24 protein-coding genes and 1 pseudogene are annotated in these 19,890 nt (G+C 68.8%); 11 read left to right on the top strand and 14 right to left on the bottom strand.

What is annotated here, in order from left to right; all coding sequences use genetic code 11:
• Position 1: 1 nt before the first annotated feature.
• The 3 genes and pseudogenes from ACAG25_RS15650 to ACAG25_RS15640 form a co-directional block, all read right to left on the bottom strand.
• Positions 2 to 1,276 carry an ISL3 family transposase gene (locus tag ACAG25_RS15650; RefSeq protein ID WP_370489379.1) on the bottom strand — a complete coding sequence of 425 codons (1,275 nt, stop codon included), beginning with the start codon at positions 1,274 to 1,276 and terminating at the stop codon, positions 2 to 4.
• Positions 1,277 to 1,464: 188 nt separating this feature from the next.
• A pseudogene (locus ACAG25_RS15645) lies at positions 1,465 to 1,656 on the bottom strand (PhzF family phenazine biosynthesis protein); the annotation flags it as partial.
• Between the two features lie 63 nt (positions 1,657 to 1,719).
• The gene (locus ACAG25_RS15640) at positions 1,720 to 2,700 is read right to left on the bottom strand and encodes a proteasome assembly chaperone family protein (protein ID WP_370489378.1); all 981 of its coding nucleotides are present in this window, start codon (positions 2,698 to 2,700) and stop codon (positions 1,720 to 1,722) included.
• Between the two features lie 294 nt (positions 2,701 to 2,994).
• Here ACAG25_RS15640 and ACAG25_RS15635 point away from each other — a divergent pair, with 294 nt between their 5' ends.
• The gene (locus ACAG25_RS15635; RefSeq protein ID WP_370489377.1) at positions 2,995 to 4,044 is read left to right on the top strand and encodes a DUF4192 domain-containing protein; all 1,050 of its coding nucleotides are present in this window, start codon (positions 2,995 to 2,997) and stop codon (positions 4,042 to 4,044) included.
• 2 nt (positions 4,045 to 4,046) lie between these two features.
• On the opposite strand, the gene ACAG25_RS15630 is transcribed toward ACAG25_RS15635, so the two are convergent.
• From ACAG25_RS15630 to ACAG25_RS15620, 3 genes are all read right to left on the bottom strand, one after another.
• Entirely contained in the window at positions 4,047 to 4,739 is a 693-nt protein-coding gene (locus ACAG25_RS15630; protein WP_370489376.1) for an iron dependent repressor, metal binding and dimerization domain protein, read from the bottom strand.
• 129 nt (positions 4,740 to 4,868) lie between these two features.
• Positions 4,869 to 5,828, bottom strand: coding sequence for a sigma-70 family RNA polymerase sigma factor SigB (sigB, locus tag ACAG25_RS15625; protein ID WP_370489375.1), 960 nt, complete (start codon positions 5,826 to 5,828; stop codon positions 4,869 to 4,871).
• 147 nt (positions 5,829 to 5,975) lie between these two features.
• Positions 5,976 to 6,377 (bottom strand): DUF3099 domain-containing protein, encoded by a 402-nt coding sequence (locus tag ACAG25_RS15620; protein ID WP_370489374.1) that lies wholly within the window; start codon positions 6,375 to 6,377, stop codon positions 5,976 to 5,978.
• A 106-nt stretch (positions 6,378 to 6,483) separates the two neighbouring features.
• Here ACAG25_RS15620 and ACAG25_RS15615 point away from each other — a divergent pair, with 106 nt between their 5' ends.
• Positions 6,484 to 6,720, top strand: a complete 237-nt coding sequence (locus ACAG25_RS15615; RefSeq protein WP_370489373.1) for a DUF3039 domain-containing protein — start codon at positions 6,484 to 6,486, stop codon at positions 6,718 to 6,720.
• Here the strand turns inward: ACAG25_RS15615 and ACAG25_RS15610 are convergent.
• A complete protein-coding gene (locus tag ACAG25_RS15610; RefSeq protein WP_370489372.1) occupies positions 6,710 to 7,654 on the bottom strand; it encodes a YihY/virulence factor BrkB family protein in 945 nt (314 codons plus the stop codon). The two genes, ACAG25_RS15615 and ACAG25_RS15610, sit on opposite strands and share 11 nt — an antisense overlap.
• A gap of 28 nt (positions 7,655 to 7,682) precedes the next feature.
• A complete protein-coding gene (locus ACAG25_RS15605) occupies positions 7,683 to 7,874 on the bottom strand; it encodes a hypothetical protein (protein ID WP_370489371.1) in 192 nt (63 codons plus the stop codon).
• 137 nt (positions 7,875 to 8,011) lie between these two features.
• Here ACAG25_RS15605 and ACAG25_RS15600 point away from each other — a divergent pair, with 137 nt between their 5' ends.
• From ACAG25_RS15600 to ACAG25_RS15590, 3 genes are all read left to right on the top strand, one after another.
• Complete coding sequence (locus ACAG25_RS15600; protein ID WP_370489370.1) at positions 8,012 to 8,374, top strand: DUF952 domain-containing protein; 363 nt, start codon at positions 8,012 to 8,014, stop codon at positions 8,372 to 8,374.
• Between the two features lie 65 nt (positions 8,375 to 8,439).
• Positions 8,440 to 9,222, top strand: a complete 783-nt coding sequence (locus ACAG25_RS15595; protein WP_370489369.1) for a hypothetical protein — start codon at positions 8,440 to 8,442, stop codon at positions 9,220 to 9,222.
• Positions 9,223 to 9,325: 103 nt separating this feature from the next.
• Positions 9,326 to 10,999 (top strand): hypothetical protein, encoded by a 1,674-nt coding sequence (locus tag ACAG25_RS15590; RefSeq protein ID WP_370489368.1) that lies wholly within the window; start codon positions 9,326 to 9,328, stop codon positions 10,997 to 10,999.
• A 92-nt stretch (positions 11,000 to 11,091) separates the two neighbouring features.
• On the opposite strand, the gene ACAG25_RS15585 is transcribed toward ACAG25_RS15590, so the two are convergent.
• Entirely contained in the window at positions 11,092 to 12,528 is a 1,437-nt protein-coding gene (locus tag ACAG25_RS15585; RefSeq protein ID WP_370489367.1) for an RNA polymerase sigma factor, read from the bottom strand.
• A 197-nt stretch (positions 12,529 to 12,725) separates the two neighbouring features.
• Positions 12,726 to 13,502: a polyphosphate--glucose phosphotransferase gene (ppgK, locus tag ACAG25_RS15580; RefSeq protein WP_370489366.1), complete on the bottom strand. Its 777-nt coding sequence runs from the start codon at positions 13,500 to 13,502 to the stop codon at positions 12,726 to 12,728.
• Positions 13,503 to 13,592: 90 nt separating this feature from the next.
• Here ppgK and ACAG25_RS15575 point away from each other — a divergent pair, with 90 nt between their 5' ends.
• Positions 13,593 to 14,438, top strand: a complete 846-nt coding sequence (locus tag ACAG25_RS15575; protein ID WP_370489365.1) for an inositol monophosphatase family protein — start codon at positions 13,593 to 13,595, stop codon at positions 14,436 to 14,438.
• Here ACAG25_RS15575 and cei read toward each other — a convergent pair whose 3' ends face one another.
• Positions 14,439 to 15,092 (bottom strand): envelope integrity protein Cei, encoded by a 654-nt coding sequence (cei, locus tag ACAG25_RS15570; RefSeq protein ID WP_370489364.1) that lies wholly within the window; start codon positions 15,090 to 15,092, stop codon positions 14,439 to 14,441.
• Positions 15,093 to 15,269: 177 nt separating this feature from the next.
• Here cei and ACAG25_RS15565 point away from each other — a divergent pair, with 177 nt between their 5' ends.
• Positions 15,270 to 15,572 carry a DUF4193 domain-containing protein gene (locus ACAG25_RS15565; RefSeq protein ID WP_370489363.1) on the top strand — a complete coding sequence of 101 codons (303 nt, stop codon included), beginning with the start codon at positions 15,270 to 15,272 and terminating at the stop codon, positions 15,570 to 15,572.
• A gap of 12 nt (positions 15,573 to 15,584) precedes the next feature.
• On the opposite strand, the gene ACAG25_RS15560 is transcribed toward ACAG25_RS15565, so the two are convergent.
• On the bottom strand, positions 15,585 to 16,061 hold the full coding sequence (locus ACAG25_RS15560; protein WP_370489362.1) for a DUF3093 domain-containing protein: 477 nt from the start codon (positions 16,059 to 16,061) through the stop codon (positions 15,585 to 15,587).
• A gap of 25 nt (positions 16,062 to 16,086) precedes the next feature.
• Here ACAG25_RS15560 and dut point away from each other — a divergent pair, with 25 nt between their 5' ends.
• Positions 16,087 to 16,551 (top strand): dUTP diphosphatase, encoded by a 465-nt coding sequence (gene dut / locus ACAG25_RS15555; protein ID WP_370489361.1) that lies wholly within the window; start codon positions 16,087 to 16,089, stop codon positions 16,549 to 16,551.
• A 19-nt stretch (positions 16,552 to 16,570) separates the two neighbouring features.
• The gene (locus ACAG25_RS15550) at positions 16,571 to 17,311 is read left to right on the top strand and encodes a DUF3710 domain-containing protein (RefSeq protein ID WP_370489360.1); all 741 of its coding nucleotides are present in this window, start codon (positions 16,571 to 16,573) and stop codon (positions 17,309 to 17,311) included.
• Positions 17,312 to 17,313: 2 nt separating this feature from the next.
• On the opposite strand, the gene ACAG25_RS15545 is transcribed toward ACAG25_RS15550, so the two are convergent.
• The gene (locus tag ACAG25_RS15545; RefSeq protein WP_370489359.1) at positions 17,314 to 18,024 is read right to left on the bottom strand and encodes an alpha/beta fold hydrolase; all 711 of its coding nucleotides are present in this window, start codon (positions 18,022 to 18,024) and stop codon (positions 17,314 to 17,316) included.
• A gap of 138 nt (positions 18,025 to 18,162) precedes the next feature.
• On the opposite strand from ACAG25_RS15545, the gene ACAG25_RS15540 reads away from it, so the two are divergent.
• Together ACAG25_RS15540 and ACAG25_RS15535 are read left to right on the top strand one after the other, a co-directional pair.
• Complete coding sequence (locus ACAG25_RS15540; RefSeq protein ID WP_370489358.1) at positions 18,163 to 18,534, top strand: OB-fold nucleic acid binding domain-containing protein; 372 nt, start codon at positions 18,163 to 18,165, stop codon at positions 18,532 to 18,534.
• Positions 18,531 to 19,205, top strand: coding sequence for a DUF3159 domain-containing protein (locus tag ACAG25_RS15535; protein ID WP_370489357.1), 675 nt, complete (start codon positions 18,531 to 18,533; stop codon positions 19,203 to 19,205). Before ACAG25_RS15540 ends, ACAG25_RS15535 begins: the two co-directional genes overlap by 4 nt.
• Before the next feature lie 3 nt (positions 19,206 to 19,208).
• On the opposite strand, the gene ACAG25_RS15530 is transcribed toward ACAG25_RS15535, so the two are convergent.
• Positions 19,209 to 19,874 (bottom strand): TrkA family potassium uptake protein, encoded by a 666-nt coding sequence (locus tag ACAG25_RS15530; RefSeq protein ID WP_370489356.1) that lies wholly within the window; start codon positions 19,872 to 19,874, stop codon positions 19,209 to 19,211.
• Positions 19,875 to 19,890: the final 16 nt, after the last annotated feature.

Genomic DNA, 19,890 nt, shown 5'->3' with positions numbered 1-19,890 from the left:
TTCAGAGTGCATTCACCAGTGTGTGGAGTGCGCCGCTGTGGAGCAGTGAGCGCCAACGGTAGTGGCTGAGGTTTCGGAATCCGAGGGCATTGCGCCGTAGGGCTTCCAGGCGTCCGTTGATGGCTTCGGTGGGCCCGTTGGAGGTGTGGTGATCGAAGAACGCCAGGATGTCGACGCGGCGCCGGTGCAGGGTGCGGCCGAGCTGGGTCAGTTCGTCGAGCACGGCGGGCACGCCGCGGCGTAGTGAGTCGATGACCGCGGTCATCATGGTCTTGCCGCGACGCCGGTCGGGGTGGCCGTAAGCGGCGATAATGCGCTGATACACACTCCAGGTCACCATGACCGCGAGATGGTCCTCGTCGGCGAACACCGCTTCCAGTCGTGCCCGTTGGCGGCCGGTGAGCAACGGCAGCCGGGTGCGCAGGGTGCGTCGCACCCCGTAGAGCGGATCCCCGCTGCGGCCACGATGACCACAGGTGGCCTGTTGGATGCGTTGACGGGTCAAGTCGAGCTTGGCGCCGGCCAGCGCAACGACGTGGAAGGGGTCCATCACCGCGGTCGCGTCGGGCAACACTTCGGTGGCGGCGGTCTTGTAGCCGCCGAAGCCGTCCATCGCGATGACCTCGACCTGCTCGCGGAATGCCGGTGGCTGCTCATCAAGCCAGCTGGTCAGTGCTGCCGCCGAGCGGCCTTCTACCAGGTCGAGTAGCCGAGCGGGCCCGGTGCCGTCGTGGACCGGGGTGAGGTCGATGATCAGCGTGACGAACCCTTCGGTGCCGCGGCGTCGGGGCGCCCAGCGGTGTTCGTCGACCCCGATGACCCGCACCCCGTCGAGCCGGTCGCCTCCGGCGGCGGCGGTCAGGCTGGCGACGGCGCGCATCGCGATGCTGCTCACGGTGTGCCAACTGAGGCCGAGCTCGGCGGCGATCGCGGCGATGGTGGTGCGGTCGATCATCAACCGCCGCAACACATACCGGGCGCAGCGCCGCGTCGTTGACGAGCGCGGCTCGGCGAGCTTGCCGAGGTTCTGGTTGAACACCGCCCGCCCGCACTCGGCTGTGATGCAGCGGTAGCGGGGCACGGCAACCCGCAACACCAGCGGGTAGCCGGCCACCGGCAGGTCGGTCAACGGCCGAACCACGGTGTCGCGATACGTGCCCTCACGGCCGCAATCCGGGCACCGAGGATCACGGGCCACCGGCGTACAAAAGATGGTGGTCTGGGTGTCATCGACGGCGGCGTCGGTGATCGTCACCCCCAACTCGATGGTGCGCATGATCGTGTCGGCGACAACAGACGGTGGACAAGCAGTAACCTCAGGCACGGGTCCCCTCGGCGCGGTGGTTGGTGGCAAGGTGTAGGAACCCGAATCGTCACCCACCGAGGGCCCACCTCAGCTCACCGACACGACCAATCGGCGCGGATATCCGCAACAACCGGTGCACTCTCGTTCACGAAGAGCCGGATATGGGCGTGTGCGGAGTGGCCGTGCTCACCCGGAACCGTCACGAAAACCGTTTCACTGTAACCCAATTGGGTCGCAATCCGTTGTCGGTCGGTGGGGTCGACGGTCGCGGAGTCCACTACGCCGAGCGGATTGCCGAAGTTGCCGTCCCGGTCGGTGAACACCCGCAGCACCGTCACATCGATGGCCATGTCCCGATGCTACGTCGCTGACCTCACCCCGGGTCCCGGTTGCGTCGCCCGCCGCCGGACGGATCAGGGGCTGTCGGTCTCCCCATCCTTGCGGTACTTCTCACCGCTCTGTTGAGCGAGGAACCGTTCGAACTCCGCGCCGAGTTCCTCACCGCTGGGCAGATCCTCGTCGCGGGCCAGCAGCGACCGGTTCTCCTGGGCCGCGACGAACGCGTCGTACTGGCGCTCCAGCGCGTCGACCACCTGAGCGACCTCTGGGCTGGCAGCGACCTGCTCGTTGATCTTCTCGTAGAGTTCGGCGGCCGCCTTGGCCAGATCCGCCGTGGGGATCTGCAGCGATGCCGAGCGCGCGACCTCCGACAGCAGGCTTTCCGCAGCCGCCGGATAGTCGGTCTGGGCCAGATAGTGCGGCACGTGCACGGTGAATCCGACGACCTCGTATCCGTGCTGGGCCATCCGGAACTCCAGCAGGTTGGACACGCTGCTGGGCACCTGGACCTCACCCACCCACGGCTGATGGTCGGCGATCAGTTCCTTGTCGTTGGAATGCGCGGTCAGAGTGGTGGGACGGGTGTGCGGGACAGCCATCGGGATGGCGCCCAGCCCGACGACGCGGCGCACCCCCAGGCGCTCGGAGAGCAGGCGCACCGCGGTGATGAAGCGTTCCCACCGCAGGTCGGGCTCCAGTCCGGCCAGCAACAGGAACGGGGTGCCCACGCTGTCGTGCAGCGCATAGAGGTTCAGTTCGGGCTCTTCGTATCCGGTGAAATGGTCGGTCTTGAACGTCATCATGGGGCGACGGGACCGGTAGTCGAGCAGGTCGTCGATCGCGAACGAGGCGACGAGCTCGGTGTTCAGTGAGTTCTTCAGGTGCTGCGCGGCGAGCTTGATCGCGCGGCCGGCGTCGGAGAAGCCCTCCAACGCGTGGATCAGCACCGGGCCGCGACCATCGGCTGCGGTCAGTTGGGGAGACGGGAACTCGAGTTCGTACATGCCGGTCTGTTCAGGCTGATAGTGCTGACTTGGATCGTCGTGATTGCCCATGGTGCTCGCCTCCTCGCCCGCTTCGGTGTGACGGGCTTTGCCGTCACCTGTGTTGTACCGTCCCGCGGCCCGTGCGTGGTCGTCGGGCCATCGAGTATGTCGAACGTACACAACAGGTGTGAAATTCCCACGGTGGTGCCAGTGCGTCTACCCTGCGCCGTCAGGTCAGAAACGCCGGACGACGTTCGCGGGGCGGCGGGGCAGGTTATCCCCAGAGCCGCGTTGATCCCCAGCTGCGGTCCGCATGGGTGTCGACGTCGACGAATCGTCGGAGTCCGTTGCGAGGTTTGCTCCATGACCACTTCACCGCCCTCCGGCTGCCCGATCGACCGTCCCGGCGTCCTGATCGCCGCCCTGCCCGCTGTCCTCGGCTTCGTCCCCGAACAATCGCTGGTGCTCGTCACCGTCGCCGACGGCGAGATGGGTGCGGTCCTACGTGCCGACGTCGACGACGACCTGAATGGCTCGCTGCCGCAACTCGCCGAACTGGCTGCGGCATCCGGGGCGCAGAGCGCCATCGGCGTGCTGGTCGACCAGACCGGGGCGTCCTGCCCCACGTGTGCCGAGGACCACCGGCAGATCGCCCGACTGCTCGCGGTCCACCTCGAAGCTCATGACGTGGAGCTGTTCGCGGTGCACGTCGTCGAGCGGGTCGAGGCCGGGGCGCGCTGGCACTGCGCGGACGGTTGCGGCGAATCCGGGGTCGTCGAGGACCCCAGCGCGTCCCCGCTCGCCGTGGCCGCTGTACTCGACGGTCGCCGTCTGTATGCGCGGCGGTCCGATCTGGTCGATGTGGTGGCGGTTGCCGATCCCGCGCGCAGCGCCGCACTGGAACACGTCATCCGCCGGGCCGGTCCCGTGTCCTCGACGCGGCCACCCGCCCAGGCACGCGCCGACATCGAACACGCGCTGGCCTGCGCCGCCAGGGTGGGCGGTGGCGAAGCGCTCGGAGACGCCGATTCGGCACGGTTGGCATGGGCCCTCACCGATCCCCGGGTGCGCGACCCGCTCTACGCGCTCGCGGTGGGCGACAAGGCGGGGATGGCCGAGAGTCTCTGGGCGGACCTGGCCCGACGCCTTCCTGCCCCCTGGCGCGCGGAAGCCCTGGTCCTTTTGGCGTTCTCGGCCTACGCCCGCGGGGACGGTCCGTTGGCAGGAATCGCGCTGGACGCAGCGCTGCGATGCCGGCCGGACCATGCCATGGCCGGCATGCTCGACACCGCGTTGCAGTCCGGGATGCGTCCGGAACGAATCCGCGAGCTCGCGCGGACCGGGTACCGGCTGGCGCGGCAGCTGGGCGTGGAACTGCCGCCGCGGCGTCTCTTCGGACGCCGGGCGGGGTGAGGTCAGACCTTCTCGACCTTGACGGCGTGTGCCATCTCGTGCGGCAGATCCACCTGCTCGTGACCGGGGATGAGGATGTTCACGCCACCGTGGTCGTTGACCTCGACGGTGACGCGGGCGTTGGGCACCACACCGGCGTCCTTGAGGCGGGCGATCAGCTCGACGTCACCCTGGACGTGTTCGGTGAGTTGGCGAACCACGACGGCCACCGGCATCCCGGCCGGCAGCTCGGTCAACCGCACCAGGTTGAACGCCTCGTCGATCAGTTGGTCGCCGACACCGAGTTCGGACAGACCCGGGATCGGGTTGCCGAACGGCGAGGTGGTGGGGTTGTTCAGCACCTGGACGAGCCGCCGCTCCACATCGACGCTCATCACGTGCTCCCAGCGGCAGGCCTCGGCGTGCACTTCCTCCCACGGCAGCCCGATCACATCGACGAGCAAACGCTCGGCGAGTCGGTGCTTGCGCATCACCGCCACCGCGAGCGCACGGCCCTTCTCGGTCAGCTCGAGGTGGCGGTCGCCGGCGACGTGCAGCAGTCCGTCGCGCTCCATGCGGGACACGGTCTGGCTGACGGTCGGGCCGCTCTGCTCGAGACGCTCCGCGATGCGCGCACGCAGTGGGATCACGCCCTCCTCTTCGAGGTCGTAGATCGTCCGCAGGTACATCTCAGTGGTATCGACAAGATCGTTCATGGCACACCCTCCGTCGCCGCGAGTCTACCGTTTCTTGTCCCTGAACTGCCCGCTTCGTCGGGCGAGGCGTGCCACATGCGCGGACAGCACGAGGGCCCGCCGTCGGCGGGCCCACGTTTGGGTGAAGTATCAGCTGGCGTACGAGCGCAGCCGGTCGGCCCGCTCGCCGTTGCGCAGCTTGGCCATCACCTCACGCTCGATCTGGCGGACGCGTTCGCGCGAGAGGCCGAACAGCTTGCCGATCTGGTCGAGGGTGCGCGGCTGTCCGTCGTCGAGACCGAACCGCAGCCGGATCACCTGCTGCTCGCGTTCGTCGAGGGTGGCCAGCACGTAGCGGATGTCGGTGTGCAGCAACTCCGAGATCACGGCGTTCTCGGCGGACATGGCCTCGGCATCCTCGATGAAGTCGCCCAGCGGCGCCTCTTCGTCGCTGCCGACCGGCATGTCCAGGCTGACCGGGTCGCGGCTGTGTTCGAGCAGATCGTTGATCTTCTCCACCGGGATGCCCGACTCTTCGGCGAGCTCTTCGTCGGTGGCTTCGCGGCCGAGGTGCTGGTGCATCTCACGCTTGATCCGAGCCAGCTTGTTGACCTGTTCGACCAGGTGGACGGGCAGCCTGATGGTGCGGCTCTGGTCGGCCATGCCCCGGGTGATCGCCTGACGGATCCACCAGGTGGCGTAGGTGGAGAACTTGAATCCCTTGGCGTAGTCGAACTTCTCCATCGCGCGGATCAGGCCGAGGTTGCCTTCCTGGATCAGGTCCAGCAGCGGCATCCCGCGGCCCGTGTAGCGCTTAGCCAGAGACACGACGAGGCGCAGGTTGGCTTCGAGGAGGTGACGCCGGGCCGCCTCGCCGTCGCGCACGACGGCCGCGAGGTCGCGTTTGCGGTTCTCACCCAAGCGCTTACGCGTCTGGAGGAGATGTCGGGCGTACAGCCCCGCCTCGATCCGCTTGGCCAACTCGACCTCGTCGGCGGCGGTCAGCAACGCTGTCTTGCCGATTCCGTTGAGGTACACCCGCACCAGGTCTGCGGCTGGACTCTGAGCATCCAGGTCTTGGTCAACGCGGCTGGTGGTGGCATTTGCCATGACGGCCTCCTGATCGGGTGGAACTTTCGTGAGTTACAACGCCCTCGACGGGCAAAGAGTTCCCACGATGGGAGGCGTTCACACGTTCTGATCTGCGGTTTTTCGAGGCCGACCTGAGAATGTGCTGAGAATGGAGCCAGAAGCCGCTCAGTTGGGACGATCGCCGCGGAATTCGGCGGATCGCGATTGCGGCGGGTCGTCGACCGCACCGTCGTAGATGGCGGGTAGCTCCGTGGTGGGGAACAGTTCGACCCGGCGTGCCGCGTCGTAGCGGCGGGGCTCGTCGGCCGAGCGCGGCGGACGGTCGTTGGCGATCAGCACCGCCATCCACGGCAGCGGGATCGCCGCGACGATGATCGCCAGTGAGATCAACCCGTTGTGCCAGATGCCGTAGGCCACCGCGGCCAGGATCAGCGACGGGATGCGGAACGACATCAGCGTCAGGTACTTGCGGACCCGTGCCCGGTGTTGCTCTTCATACGCCGGTGCCGCCCGGGTGATGAGGACCGGGCGCCCGTCGTCGTCGAAGTTCAGCTCGTGATCACGCACGAGCGACGCAGACCGGATCGCAAGGACATACCTCCACTGTCGCACATCTGCGGCCGGGTGAACCGGTCGCATTTCTTACCGATCGGTGGGCAGGCACAATTGGCGCATGCAAACCGACACGATCGAGCGCACCGATACCGACGAACGCGTCGACGACGGGACCGACAACGACACTCCCAAGTTCTTCCACTACGTGAAGAAGGACAAGATCGCCGAATCCGCGGTGATGGGCACCCACGTGGTCGCCTTGTGTGGCGAGGTCTTTCCGGTCACCCGGTCGGCCAAGCCGGGGTCGCCGGTGTGCCCGGACTGCAAGCGGATCTACGAGCAGCTCAAGAAGTAGACCCGTCGGTCTGACCGCGGCCGCCGAGGCGGGCACGTAACCGGTTGGCGTGGGTTTCGGGCGCCGGCCACTCTTCCTGCACCGCGGCGTTGAGTTCGGCGCCGATCATGATCGCGAAGCCGAGGAAGAACGCGAACAGCAGGAACGCGATCGGCGTGGCCAGGGCCCCGTAGGTGTAGCCGGTGCTGGTGATCCACGTCAGGTACAGCCGCAGTCCCCAGGTGGCGATCAGGAACACCACGGTGGCCAGGACCGAGCCCGCCAGCAGGCGGTGTGACGGCAGCGGCTCGGGGAGTGAGACGCGGTAGAGCAGGTTGACGCCGATGAGCAGCCCCAGGAACAGCACGGGGTAGTAGCCGAACTGCAGGAAGCGGTCCCAGTCCTGCGGGATGAACTCGGAGAGTTTGCGGGGGCCCAGCGCCAGTAACGGTGCGGCGACGATCGCACCGATCAGCATCACGACGTACAAGCCGAGGGCGTAGAAGCGTTGACGCACCGGGTGACGCAACTCGGTTTGGCCGTGCGCCTCGGTGATCGAGTCCACGAACGCCGAGATCGCCGACGAGCCCGCCCACAACGAGATCACGAAACCGACCGACACCACTTCGCCGCGCGCGCCCTGCACGATGTCGCGCATCGTCGGCTCGATGATCTCGACGACCACGTTCTGCGAAAAGAACCTGTCGGCGACCGAGAGGATCTGACTCTCGATCGCCGACAGGGTGTCGGGGCCGAACAGCGGCGCGATGTAGGCGAGGCTGCCCAGCATCCCCAACAACAGCGGGGGCAGTGACAGTGCGCACCAGAAGGCAGCCTGAGCCGATTCCGAAAATATGGAGTCGTCCCAGCTTTTCGACAGTGTGCGGACGGTCAGGTGCCGGATGTGGTGCCGCGACGACCGCGGCTTCACCGGCTGCGCTGACTGGTCATCCATGACCAGACCAGCATCGCGGATGGTGTGGCTAGGCCTCCACCGGGCTCACCTGGAGCACGGCGGCCATCTCGATCAACTTGGCTTCGTGCTCGTTGGCGTGGTGCTGGCAGAACAACAGCTCCGCGCCCGACGGCAGCGTGGCACGCACCCGTGCAGCGGCGCCGCAACGGTCGCAGCGGTCAGCCTTGGTCAATTCGGGCCTGGTGAGCGTTGCGGTCATAGTGGCACCTCCATGGGGTGTAGCGGCGTATCTCTTACTCTGTCAGACGCTTGGGCTTCCGGCCTTGTTCCCCGGGGGTTCAAGGGTGTGTCGTGTTTCACCGACAGCCGAATTTGCGGCGGAAAAGAGTCCGGGGTATGGCAGCGGACGACGTGCTGGTGCATCTGTGCACCGCCGAAGACTGGAAACGCGCGCAGGAGTGTGGTGCGCACCGACCGGAATCGCTGGAGTCGGTCGGCTTCGTGCATCTGTCGACACCGGCGCAGGTGCACCTGCCGGCCAACCGGCTCTACGCCGGCCGGACAGACCTGATGCTGCTCTGCATCGACCCCGCACGACTCACCTCTCCAGTCCGGTGGGAACCCGGCGTTCCCGCCGATCCCGATGGCATGGTGTTCCCGCATTTGTATGGAGAGCTGCCTGTGAACGCTGTGATCCATGTCACTTCTTATGCGCCGGGACCCGACGGCACATTCACGCCGGACCCCGACATCTCCTGAAGGCGCCCCGACGGGTGACGTAGGTCACGGACGGCCCGCGCGGTGACTCAATACACTGCGGTCCCGTGGGCATACTCGCTGGTTTCGCACCGTGGATCATCTACTGGGTACTCGTCGGCAACGTGCCGTTCGGCGCAGCCGTACTGGTTGCGTTGGTGGCAGCCATTGCCGTGTTCGTGGCTGCACGCCTCCGTGACTCGGCCGGCCGGACGCTCGAAATCGGTGCCCTGGCAACGTTTGTGGTGCTGGCCGTGCTGACGTTCGTCGGTGACCGCGCGGTCCTGGAACGATGGCTGCTTCCGCTGAGCACCGCCGGCATCCTCGTCGTGGCGGTGGTCGGATCGGTGACCGGCAAACCGTTCGTCCGCGAGTTCCTGAAGACCGGGCTGCCGAAGGAGGTCGTTCAGAGCGAGGTGTTCACGCGCATCACCTCGGTGTTGTCGTGGATCTGGATCGCGACGTTCGCCGGCATGACGGTCTCGGCGGCGATCCCGCCGCTGGTGACCGCCGACGCCTCGCTGCTGGACACGCGCAGTCCCGTGTCGTTCATCGGGTACTGGGTGGTGCCGTTCTCACTTCTCGGCATTGCGGCGGTGCTGAGTCGCGTGCTGCCGGACCGGATGGTGCCGCCCGCCGAGGAGATCGTGCGCAAGACGACGTTCGTCGCGTTCGCCGAAGCCGAGATCGATCAGCTGATCTATCTGGCCACCGAGCACGCCAACCGCGAGGCCGGTCCGGGCAAGGAAGCCTACGACGTGCGCATCGGCAGTAAAGGCGTCCCGTTGGTCGGCGACGAGACCCGCGAATCCTGGCCCTCGACGTACAAGGTGCGCGACCGCAAGCGCTGATTTCGACCCGCCGAAGTGATATCCGTCGCTGGTTTGACGCCTCAGATAATTTGCCGTGTTAGATTCCAGCAATCTACGCGTGCATCGAGGGGGATGACGGCTCATGACGGTTGGATCGGCCACGGGACGGAAATGTAGCCGGCGCGCCACCCGGCAGTGGCTTCTCGCAGGGACCGGCGGAGCGACCGTCGTCGGCGTGGGCCTGTTCTTCGGGCCGGGTACCGCCGCGGCCGACGTGGTGGAACTCGACATCCAACTGGCGTCCAACGAAGCATCGCTGACCGACAAAACCACAGGTCAGACCGATGTGTGGTGGTGGGCGGCGCGCAAGTCGAGCGGCGCGGAGCCCACCGACTCGCCGCAGGGGACCCCGATCACCGTCGCCGCCGTGCGGCCCATGATCGGCCCCGGGGGCTGGCTGATCGGCGACGGTCTCCACGCAGCCGAGGACTGTGAGGGCTCGGCATGCAACGGCGGCAACGGCGGTCTGCTGTTCGGCAACGGCGGAAACGGTGCACGTGGTGGCAATGGTGGCAACGGCGGTCTCTTTGGCGGTAATGGCGGCAACGGGGGCGACGGCTTCCATCCCGGCCAGAACGGCGGCCGGGGCGGCAACGTCGGGTTGTTCGCCGACACCGGTGACGGCGGCCACGGCGGCGACGGAGCCGACGGCGCGTTGGGCATTCCCGGCGGGCACGGCGGAGCCGGCGGGGCTGCCGGACGGTTGCACGGCAACGGCGGAGACGGCGGCAACGGCGGAGCCGGCGGCACGGGCCTCGACGGCGTGAACTTCCCCGGCCGCGGACAGGCGGCCACCGGCAACCCGAGCTACTCCGGATCCACCGGACTTCCTCTGAGTAACCGCGTCGTGGACGGCGTCCTACGCGGGCGGGACGGCGGACGTGGCGCCGACGGTCGCGCAGGTACCGATCAGGCCGGTGGCCGCGGCGGGCAGGGTCAGGGCACCACGCCGTTTCTGGCGTGGTTTCACAACTACACGATCGGTGGTGCCGGTGGCGCCGGCGGAAACGGCGCCGGCTACGGCGCCGGTGGTGACGGCGGCAACGCGGGACTCGCGCAGAACACCCGCCCCGGTGCCGCGGTGTTCGGCAACGAAGGCGGAGCAGGCGGCGCCGGAGGCATCGGCGCGCGCGGCGGCGACGGCGGCGCCGGTGGCGACGTCAAGATCGGTGCCGGTGTCGGTTATGCCGGGGTGGGCGGCAACGGCGGAGACGGCGGAACCGGCGCAGCCGGTATGACCGGAACCCCCGGTGGCAACGGCGGAGTCGGAGGTCGCGCAGGTCGCCTGACCGGCGACGGTGGTGCCGGCGGTAACGGCGGGGCCGGTGGTACCGGCGGCAACGGCGCCGTCGGCGGCGCTGGTGGCAACGGCGGGCGCGGCGGTGCCGACGTCTCCGACCCCGACGTCGAACACGTCCAGCCCGTCCAGGTCGGCAACGGCGGCAACGGCGGCCGCGGAGGCGTGGGCGGCGCAGGCGGTGACGGTGGTGCCGGCGGCAAGGGCGGGCGCGGTGGCGCCGCCAGCGAGCAGGGTTCCTCGGGCACCGATGGAGACGACGGCACGATCGGCGGCGGGGGCCGCGGCGGTGCCGGCGGTCACGGCGGCCAGGGCGGGCCGTCCGGCGACGGAGCGCCGGGAACTTCGGGAACGTCGGGCCAGGACGGCAGCGGACCGTCCGGAAGTAGCGGCGGCACGGGCGGAGCCGGCGGCTCCGGTGGCAGCGGCAACGGCGCCCGCTCCGGCGACTCGCGCTGAACTGGAGTCCCAGAGTTATTGTCAGACAACGACTCTGGCGTGATCAGTCGAAAATGATTCCGGCGCGCGGGATTCCGCGCGCCGGAGATCGTCTAGTCGAGGTAGTCGCGCAGCACCTGTGAACGACTCGGGTGGCGCAGCTTACTCATGGTCTTGGACTCGATCTGGCGGATCCGCTCACGGGTGACGCCGTAGACCTGTCCGATCTCGTCGAGCGTGCGGGGCTGGCCGTCGGTCAGGCCGAAGCGCAGCCGAACCACACCGGCCTCGCGCTCGGACAGCGTCTCCAGCACCGACTGCAGCTGGTCTTGCAGCAGCGTGAAGGACACCGCGTCGACGGCCACCACGGCCTCGGAGTCCTCGATGAAGTCGCCGAGCTGGCTGTCGCCTTCGTCGCCGATGGTCTGGTCCAGCGAGATCGGCTCCCGGGCGTACTGCTGGATCTCCAGCACCTTCTCCGGCGTGATGTCCATCTCCTTGGCCAGCTCTTCGGGCGTGGGCTCGCGGCCCAGGTCCTGCAGCAGCTCGCGCTGGATGCGACCGAGTTTGTTGATCACCTCGACCATGTGCACCGGGATGCGGATGGTGCGGGCCTGATCAGCCATCGCGCGGGTGATCGCCTGGCGAATCCACCAGGTGGCGTAGGTGGAGAACTTGTAGCCCTTGGTGTAGTCGAACTTCTCCACCGCACGGATCAGACCGAGGTTGCCCTCCTGGATCAGGTCCAGGAACGCCATGCCTCGACCCGTGTAGCGCTTGGCCAGCGACACCACCAGGCGCAGGTTGGCTTCGAGTAGATGGTTCTTCGCGCGGTCACCGTCGCGGCAGATCCACATCATGTCGCGACGCTGCGCGGTGGTGAGCTTCTCGCCCTTCTCGGCGTACTCGGCCATCAGCTGCGTCGCGTACAGCCCCGCCTCGATGCGCTTGGCGAGTTCGACCTCTTCCTCGGCATTGAGCAGGGCGACCTTGCCGATCTGCTTGAGGTAGGCGCGCACCGAGTCCGCGGACGCGGTGAGCTCGGCATCCTTGCGGGCCTGGCGCAGCGCCTCGGATTCCTCCTCGTCCCAGACGAAGTCGCCGGAGGCCTTGTCCTTGTCGGAGGGCTCCTCGATGTCGTCGTCGGCGTCGTCGGCCTTCGCCGCGGCACCGGCCTTCGGCGCTGCGGCGGCGGCGCCGTCGGCGGGTTCGTCGGCGTCGACCTCGATGTCCTCGAGATCGATCTCGGTGTCCTCGACGTCGAGATCCTCGCCGGGCTCGACCTCGAGATCGTCGGTGGCCTCGGTGGTGAGATCTTCGTCGGTGGTCTCGGCGGCCGTGGCCTTCTTCGCGCGTCCGCGGGTGGCCGGGGCGTCGGCGGACTTGGCCGCGCGTGCCTTGGTGGCCTTGGCGGGTGCACGTTTGGCCGCCTTCTTCGCCGGCGCGGCACCGTTACCGGCCTTCGCGGACGCAGCCTTCTTCGCTGGTGTCTTGGTGGCGGTGCGCTTCACCGGCTCGTCGGTTGCCGGGCTGGACTTTGTCGCTGCCACGTACACCCTTTCGGTCGTGCGGTCCCCGGGGCGCGGTCATGCGCCACCGAAATGGGGTCGGCTATGTTGATGTCGGCGAGATCTCAATGTCGGGATGCTCCGCTGCGGTGTGGGCTGGGCGGTCGCCGAAGACCATTGTAACGACAGAGATGCCGACTCCCGTGCCCAGCGGCGAAATCGCCGCGTCGCGCCGACGGTTACCGGGCGGTAGCGGTGATGTCGGCGTCGGCGGCCATCGCCGCGCCGACGATGCCCGCGGTGTTGCGCAGCGCCGCGGCCACCACCGGGGTGCGGTTGGTCAGCAGCGGAATCCATTTGTCGGCCTTGCGGCTGATGCCGCCCCCGGCGATGAACAGATCGGGCCAGATCGCGTTCTCGATCGCCACCAACACGCGGGTGACCTCCTTGCACCACCGCTCGTAGGACCAGCCCTTGGCCTCCTTGACCGAACTGGCCGCGCGGTGCTCGGCCTCCTTGCCCCCTACTTCGAGATGTCCGAACTCGGTGTTGGGCAGCAGCGCGCCGTTGTGGATCACCGCCGACCCGATCCCGGTACCGAACGTCAGCAGCACGATCACGCCGGTGTTGTCCCTGCCGGCACCGAATCTCTCCTCCGCGAGCCCGGCGGCGTCGGCGTCGTTGAGCACCGTGACCGGCAGGCCGGGCAGCGCCTGACCGATGACCTCGGCGGCATTGCGGCCGATCCACGCCTGGTCGACGTTGGCGGCGGTGTGCACGATCCCGTCGACCACGACACCCGGGTACGTCACGCCCAGCGGTCCGTCCCACCCGAAATGTGCGACCACTTCGGCGATGGTGGCCGCGACGGCTTCGGGCGTCGCCGGCTGCGGGGTCAGCAATTTGAAGCGGTCCCCGATCAGCTCGCCGGTGTCGAGGTCGACGATGCCGCCCTTGACACCGCTGCCGCCGACATCGATTCCGAATCCGCGGCGCGCGGACCCACTGGCGCTCATGTCACTCCTCTGCAGGTGGGGATGGGGTCACAGTAACGGCTCGAGACGTCGAGGGGGCCATGTCGCGATCGTGTGTGCTGCGATGGATGCATGAGTGATGCGGACACTGATCCGGTGGCGCTGCGGGACATGGCCGAACAGCTGGCCGCCGAGGCGGCGGCCTACGTCGCGCGGCGGCGCCCTGAGGTCTTCGACGCCGGCGACGATGCGGCCGCGGTACGGACGAAGAGCACCCCGACCGACCCGGTCACCGTGGTCGACACCGAGACCGAACGGCTGCTGCGGACCCGGATCGCGGAGATCCGTCCCGGCGCACGGATCCTCGGCGAGGAAGAAGGCGGGCCGCACGGCGCCGCGGGCGAAGACAGCCTGGTGTGGGTGCTGGACCCGATCGACGGCACGGTGAACTTCCTCTACGGGATCGAGGCGTACGCGGTGTCGGTCGGCGTGCAGCGGGGCGGCGTCTCGGTGGCGGGGGCGGTGGCCGACGTGGCCACCGGGACGGTCTTCTCCGCGGCCGCCGGGCACGGGGCTCGCATGCGCCGGGCCGACGCGGTCACCGAGTTGCGCTGCAGCGGCGCCCGTGAGTTGTCGACGGCGTTGATCGGCACCGGCTTCTCGTACGACCGGGAACACCGGGCGCGGCAGGGCCGGATCGTGGCGCAGCTGCTCCCGCACATCCGGGATCTGCGCCGGATCGGTTCGTGCGCGCTCGATCTGTGCATGGTCGCCGCCGGCCGGCTCGACGCGTACTACGAAGACGGGGTGCAGCGCTGGGACTGGGCTGCCGGCGCGTTGATCGCCGCCGAGGCCGGAGCTCAGGTTCGCCTGCCGTCCACCCCGGACGGTTCCGGTCTGGTGACCGCCGCGGCGGGCGGCATCAGCGCCGCGTTCGACGCGGAGTTGCGTCGGTGTGGCGCGCTCGGGGACGGGTGATCAGCAGGTTCCGGTGTGGATCTTGCTCAGCAGCGCGGGGTCGGCGGGCTGGGTGGCATCGGGCAGCAGGCTGGCCAGCACGGCGTCGATGTCGTCGCTGCGCGTCAGCTCGGTGAAGTCGGTCCCGAGGGCCAGGTCGACCGAGTCGTCGCTGCGCTCGTCCTGGTAGAGCTCGGTGCACGGGGCCACCAGCCACAGCGCGGCCGCCGCCGCGCGCCCGGACGGACCGAACCGGATCTGCCCCTGGCACTGCAGCCGGGCCGTGGCGTAGATCGGGTCGTTGGCGGCGTCGGGCTCGGAGAATCCGAGGTCGCGCAGCGCGCCGGCGACCTCGGCGGCCTGCCCGCCCTGCCCGCTGGCGTTGAGCACCCGGATGCGGGTGTCGGCCAGTTTGGCGGGCATCACGTCGGTCATCTCGGTGCGGGGGACCGGCTTCAGGACCGGCATCGCCGCGTTCGGGTCGGCCGGCGCCGGCGGCGGGTTGCAGGGCGCGGCTTCCACGACGTCGACGGGGCGCGACAGCGCGATCACCCACACCAGCAGGGAGACCACCGCCAGGACGGCCAGCATCGCGATGCCGGGCACGTAGTTGCGACGCCGGAACGGCCGTCCGTGTTTGTCGAATGCCGTTCCCTCGGTGATTTGCGCGACCACGCTCAGCACTCTAGAGGTCGGTGCGCGACGCTCCGACCGGCGCGAACGCCAAGAACCGTAAAGATGTGACGTAAATCACAGTAGACTGGGCGGCAATCCGGGCACGAATCGTTTGGCGGATGCGTTCGACGCTGGTACAAAGCAACGCTGCAACGAGCTTCACGGAGGGGACAGGCAATGGCCACCGATTACGACGCCCCACGGCGCACTGAGACCGATGACGTCTCCGAGGATTCACTCGAGGAGCTGAAGGCACGGCGCAACGAAGCTCAGTCGGCTGTCGTCGACGTCGACGAGTCCGAGACGGCCGAGTCCTTCGAGCTACCCGGGGCCGATCTCTCCGGCGAGGAGCTGTCGGTGCGGGTGATCCCGAAGCAGGCCGACGAGTTCACCTGTTCGAGCTGCTTCCTGGTTCACCACCGCAGCCGCCTCGCCAGCGAGAAGAACGGCATGATGCTCTGCTCGGACTGCGCGGCCTGACGCTGCGTCGGGTCAGTTGCCCAGTGCCGCCAGCACCCGGTCCGGATGCTTGGTGCTGACCAGCCAGTACGGCGTGGGATCGTCCGGATCGTCGAGCACCACCAGCACCATGGGCCCCACCCACGCTCGATGCACCACGAAGGCCGCCGGATCCAGCTGGCGGCCCAGCGCCGCCGACTTGGCCGACTTCGGCACCTCGGCGGTGCGCGCGATGACCGACGCCGGCAGGTGCGCCGCCCCCGCCCACAGCTGGATCTCGCCCGCGGACTCCACGACGCGCACCTCGTAGCGCCCGAGCCAGACCAGGATGATTCCGGCCACCGGGAACAGGGCGGCGAACGGCACCCAATCGGGCAGCGACGACAGGCCCCGCTGGAACACCACCGCGATCAGCGCGGCGACCACCATGGCCGGCGGCCACCACCACCAGGGAACCCACAGCCGCTCGCGGTAGCGGACGGTTTGAGTCGTGGCGTGCGTGTCGGACACGCGGCCAAGAGTAGTCTTTGGCGTCGTGTCCACCTCTTTGCCGGTAGTGCGGCTCGATCCCGGGTTGCCGCTGCCCAGCCGCGCCCATGAGGGCGACGCCGGCGTCGATCTGTACAGCGCCGAGGACCTCGAGCTCGCGCCCGGCGCTCGCGCCCTGGTGCCCACGGGAGTCGCGGTGGCGATCCCGCACGGCATGGTCGGGCTGGTGCATCCGCGCTCCGGACTGGCTGCGCGCGTGGGACTTTCGATCGTCAACAGCCCCGGGACCATAGACGCGGGCTATCGTGGCGAGATCAAGGTGTCGTTGATCAACCTCGATCCCGCCACGCCCATCGAGATCCGGCGCGGCGATCGCATCGCCCAGCTGGTGGTCCAACGCGTGGAGCTGCCGGAACTAATCGAGGTGACGTCGTTCGACGAGGCCGGGGTGTCCGGCACCACCCGCGGCGACGGAGGACACGGGTCATCAGGGGGGCATGCGAGCCTGTGAGAACTGAGGAGGGCGCGACATGGCGCTGAGGCGAGGACGTAACGACGACGACCGGGTCGAGGACCAGGCCGACGAACCGGCGGACGAGCTCGAAGGTCCCTTCGACATCGAGGACTTCGACGATCCCGAGGTCGCCACGGTGGCCCGCCTGGATCTGGGGTCGGTGCTGATCCCGATGCCCGACGGCGGTCAGGTCCAGGTCGAGCTCGGCGAGACGGGCGTGCCGAGCGCCATCTGGGTCGTGACGCCGCACGGACGCTTCACCATTGCGGCCTACGCCGCGCCGAAGTCGGCCGGACTCTGGCGGGAGGTGGCCGCGGAGCTCGCCGAGTCGCTGCGCCGCGACGTGCCGAAGGTCAGCATCGAAGACGGCCCGTGGGGTCGCGAAGTGGTCGGCACCGCCGCAGACGGAGCCACGGTTGTGCGGTTCATCGGGGTCGACGGCTACCGGTGGATGGTGCGCTGCGTGGTCAACGGTCCTGCCGAACACATCGCGCTGCTGGCCGAACAGGCCCGAAACGCTCTGGCCGACACCGTGGTCCGGCGGGGGGACACGCCGTTGCCGGTCCGCACGCCGCTGGCGGTGCAGCTGCCCGAGCCGATGGCCGCCCAGCTGCGGGCCGCTCAGGAGCAGGCGATGGCCCAGGCTCAGGCCGCGGGTCAGCCGGCACCACCGCAGCAGCAGCAGCCCAACCCCGCTGCCCGTCAGGGCACCCAGGGCTCGGCGATGCAGCAGCTGCGCACCAGCATGGGCGGCTGAGTTCAGCCCGACCCGTCCAGGCCGGCCAGACCGGCCAGGCACTGAGCGCCGAGCACCGAAGGGTCGGCCCCGATCGCGTCGAGCGTGACGGTGCGCAGGACCGCTCGCGGCGCGGCCGACGCCCACTCCCGGCCGACCTGCAGCGGGTGGACCGCGTCGTCGACGGCCGACACCACCGCCAACGGCACGGTCAGTCGGGCCAGTGCGTCGGCGGTCGGCGCATCGAAGGCGGCCGCCTCCTCCATCGCATCGGGCAGCGCAGGCCACTGACCCGCCCACGATCGCGTCAGTTCATCGGCCAACCATCGCGGACTCGAGACCTGCATCTGCGCGGTGGTCGCCGCCAGACCGTCGCGCCGCAGGGCCGCCGCGGAATAGCGGGCGGCGTGCGCGGCCGGGGCGGTCGCCGGTGACCCGCTCCATGCGGGCAGCGCGGCGAGCACGGCGACGGCGCGCGCGGGATGCTGCAGTGCCCACTCCACGGCCACCGCGGCGCCGATCGACACCCCACCCACGAGGATCGGGCCGGCAGCTGCCGCGTCGGTCAGGGCTTCCCGGTAGCCCGCGATCAGCCGTCGCGGCTGCGGTCGTGGCGTCACGACCCGCGCACCGGCCGCGTGCAGCGGGGCCGCGAAGGCGCGGCGCACGAATTCGTCGTCGGAGCCGGTGCCGGGCAGCAGGACCGCCGTGACACCGCGCATTTCGACCGTCATGGCCTCGATCGTGCCCGCCGACCCGATGTGGCGTGGCAACGGGTCCGTCGGCGTTAGCATCTGCGCACCAGGAGGTCTACGGTGGCGTCCGGTGGGGTAATCCCTCCGCACGGATCCACAGAAGGTCAGGAGAAAGCCATGGCCACGGCCGAGGGTTATCTGCGGCGGCTCACCCGTCGGTTGACCGAGGACCCGGAGCAGCTGGACGTCGAGGAGCTTTCCGAGGACGTCGCCCACACCGGTGCGCAGCGAGCGATCGACTGTCAGCGCGGCCAGGAGGTGACGATGATCGGCACCCTGCGCAGCGTCGAATGCAGCGGCAAGAGCTGCTCCGGTGGGGTGAAGGCCGAGTTGTTCGACGGAACCGACTCGGTCATCCTGGTGTGGTTGGGCCAACGGCGCATCCCCGGCATCGAAACCGGTCGCACGCTCAAGGTGCGCGGTCGCGTGGGCAAACTCGACAACGGAGCGAAGGCAATTTACAACCCGCACTACGAGATTCAGAAGTGAGCGGCCCGGACACCGAACCGGAGGCGCAAGACTCTCAACCGCGAGGTGCAGCGGTTCTCGAGCAGATGGGCGGCGTCAGCGGCCTGATCTACTCGTCGCTGCCGGTGGTGGTGTTCGTGCCGGTGTCCTCGGCCTTCGGACTCATGCCGGCCATCTTCGCCGCCCTGGGCGTGGCCACGCTGATCCTGATCTGGCGGCTGGTGCGCCGGGATTCGGTGCAACCGGCCATCTCCGGGTTCTTCGCCGTCGGAATCAGCGCGCTGATCGCCTATCTGGTCGGCGCGTCGAAGGGTTACTTCCTGCTCGGGATCTGGACGTCGCTGTTCTGGGCGGTGGTCTTCGCCGTCTCGGTGGTGGTGCGCCGGCCCGTCGTCGGCTACATCTGGGGCTGGGTCCACGCCTCCGACCGCGACTGGCGCGACGTCCCCGCCGCGGTCCGCGCGTTCGATCTGGCCACCCTGGTGTGGGTGGTGGTGTTCGCGTCGCGCTTCGTGGTCCAGCGGCACCTGTACGACGCCGATCAGACCGGGTGGCTGGGGGTGGCCCGCATCGCGATGGGGTGGCCGCTGACGGCGGTGGCCGCGCTGGTGACCTACCTGGCCATTCGCGCCGCCCAGCGGGCCGTGCGCGCGCGGAGCGAAGTCGGCAATCCGGCCGCCACCCCCGAGTGAGCCTCAGCGGGGCGGGGGCCGCAGCAGGAGCGCGCGCAGCTCCTCTTCGACCTCGGTCACGGCCACGAACAGCAATTCGTCACCGCCCTCGAGGGGTTCGTCGGACTCGGGCACGATGACGCGTGCGCCGCGCAGGATCGTCACCAGCGCGGCGTCGCGGGGTAACTCCAGGCGTTTGACGGGCTTACCGCCCCACGGGGTGTCGTCGGGCAGGGTGATCTCGAGCAGGTTGGCCTGACCTTTACGGAACTCCATGAGCCGTACGAGGTCACCGACGGCCACCGCCTCCTCGACCAGCGAGGCCAGCATGCGCGGCGTGGACACCGCGACGTCGACACCCCAGGACTCGTCGAAGAGCCATTCGTTGCGGGGATCGTTGACGCGGGCCACCACCCGCGGCACCGCGAACTCCGTCTTGGACAGCAGGCTGAGCACCACGTTGGCCTTGTCGTCGCCGGTGGCGGCGATCACGACGTCGAACTCCTCGAGTTTCACCGACTCCAGCAGGCTCAGCTCGCAGGCGTCGCCCACCCGCCAGTGCGCGGCGGGCACGGCGGTGACGTCGATGTGCTCGGGGTTGCGTTCCAGCAGCGTGACCTCGTGCGAGGCGACGAGCTCACGGGCGATCGAGCGACCGACCGCGCCGGCTCCGGCGATGGCGACTTTCATCGGTCGCCTCCTCGGG

The sequence above is a fragment of the Mycobacterium sp. pV006 genome (assembly GCF_041287115.1).
GTDB lineage: Bacteria > Actinomycetota > Actinomycetes > Mycobacteriales > Mycobacteriaceae > Mycobacterium.
This window is presented reverse-complemented; position numbering and strand designations above follow the sequence as displayed.

Coding starts and splice junctions, on each gene's coding strand:
- ACAG25_RS15530 (WP_370489356.1), bottom strand. CDS start 19,874: ATGAAAGTCGCCATCGCCGGAGCCGGCGCGGTCGGTCGCTCGATCGCC.
- ACAG25_RS15615 (WP_370489373.1), top strand. CDS start 6,484: ATGCAAACCGACACGATCGAGCGCACCGATACCGACGAACGCGTCGAC.
- ACAG25_RS15635 (WP_370489377.1), top strand. CDS start 2,995: ATGACCACTTCACCGCCCTCCGGCTGCCCGATCGACCGTCCCGGCGTC.
- ACAG25_RS15590 (WP_370489368.1), top strand. CDS start 9,326: ATGACGGTTGGATCGGCCACGGGACGGAAATGTAGCCGGCGCGCCACC.
- ACAG25_RS15605 (WP_370489371.1), bottom strand. CDS start 7,874: ATGACCGCAACGCTCACCAGGCCCGAATTGACCAAGGCTGACCGCTGC.
- sigB (WP_370489375.1), bottom strand. CDS start 5,828: ATGGCAAATGCCACCACCAGCCGCGTTGACCAAGACCTGGATGCTCAG.
- ACAG25_RS15650 (WP_370489379.1), bottom strand. CDS start 1,276: ATGCGCACCATCGAGTTGGGGGTGACGATCACCGACGCCGCCGTCGAT.
- ACAG25_RS15540 (WP_370489358.1), top strand. CDS start 18,163: ATGGCCACGGCCGAGGGTTATCTGCGGCGGCTCACCCGTCGGTTGACC.
- ACAG25_RS15575 (WP_370489365.1), top strand. CDS start 13,593: ATGAGTGATGCGGACACTGATCCGGTGGCGCTGCGGGACATGGCCGAA.
- ACAG25_RS15610 (WP_370489372.1), bottom strand. CDS start 7,654: ATGGATGACCAGTCAGCGCAGCCGGTGAAGCCGCGGTCGTCGCGGCAC.
- ppgK (WP_370489366.1), bottom strand. CDS start 13,502: ATGAGCGCCAGTGGGTCCGCGCGCCGCGGATTCGGAATCGATGTCGGC.
- ACAG25_RS15550 (WP_370489360.1), top strand. CDS start 16,571: ATGGCGCTGAGGCGAGGACGTAACGACGACGACCGGGTCGAGGACCAG.
- ACAG25_RS15565 (WP_370489363.1), top strand. CDS start 15,270: ATGGCCACCGATTACGACGCCCCACGGCGCACTGAGACCGATGACGTC.
- ACAG25_RS15600 (WP_370489370.1), top strand. CDS start 8,012: ATGGCAGCGGACGACGTGCTGGTGCATCTGTGCACCGCCGAAGACTGG.
- ACAG25_RS15630 (WP_370489376.1), bottom strand. CDS start 4,739: ATGAACGATCTTGTCGATACCACTGAGATGTACCTGCGGACGATCTAC.
- ACAG25_RS15640 (WP_370489378.1), bottom strand. CDS start 2,700: ATGGGCAATCACGACGATCCAAGTCAGCACTATCAGCCTGAACAGACC.
- ACAG25_RS15545 (WP_370489359.1), bottom strand. CDS start 18,024: ATGACGGTCGAAATGCGCGGTGTCACGGCGGTCCTGCTGCCCGGCACC.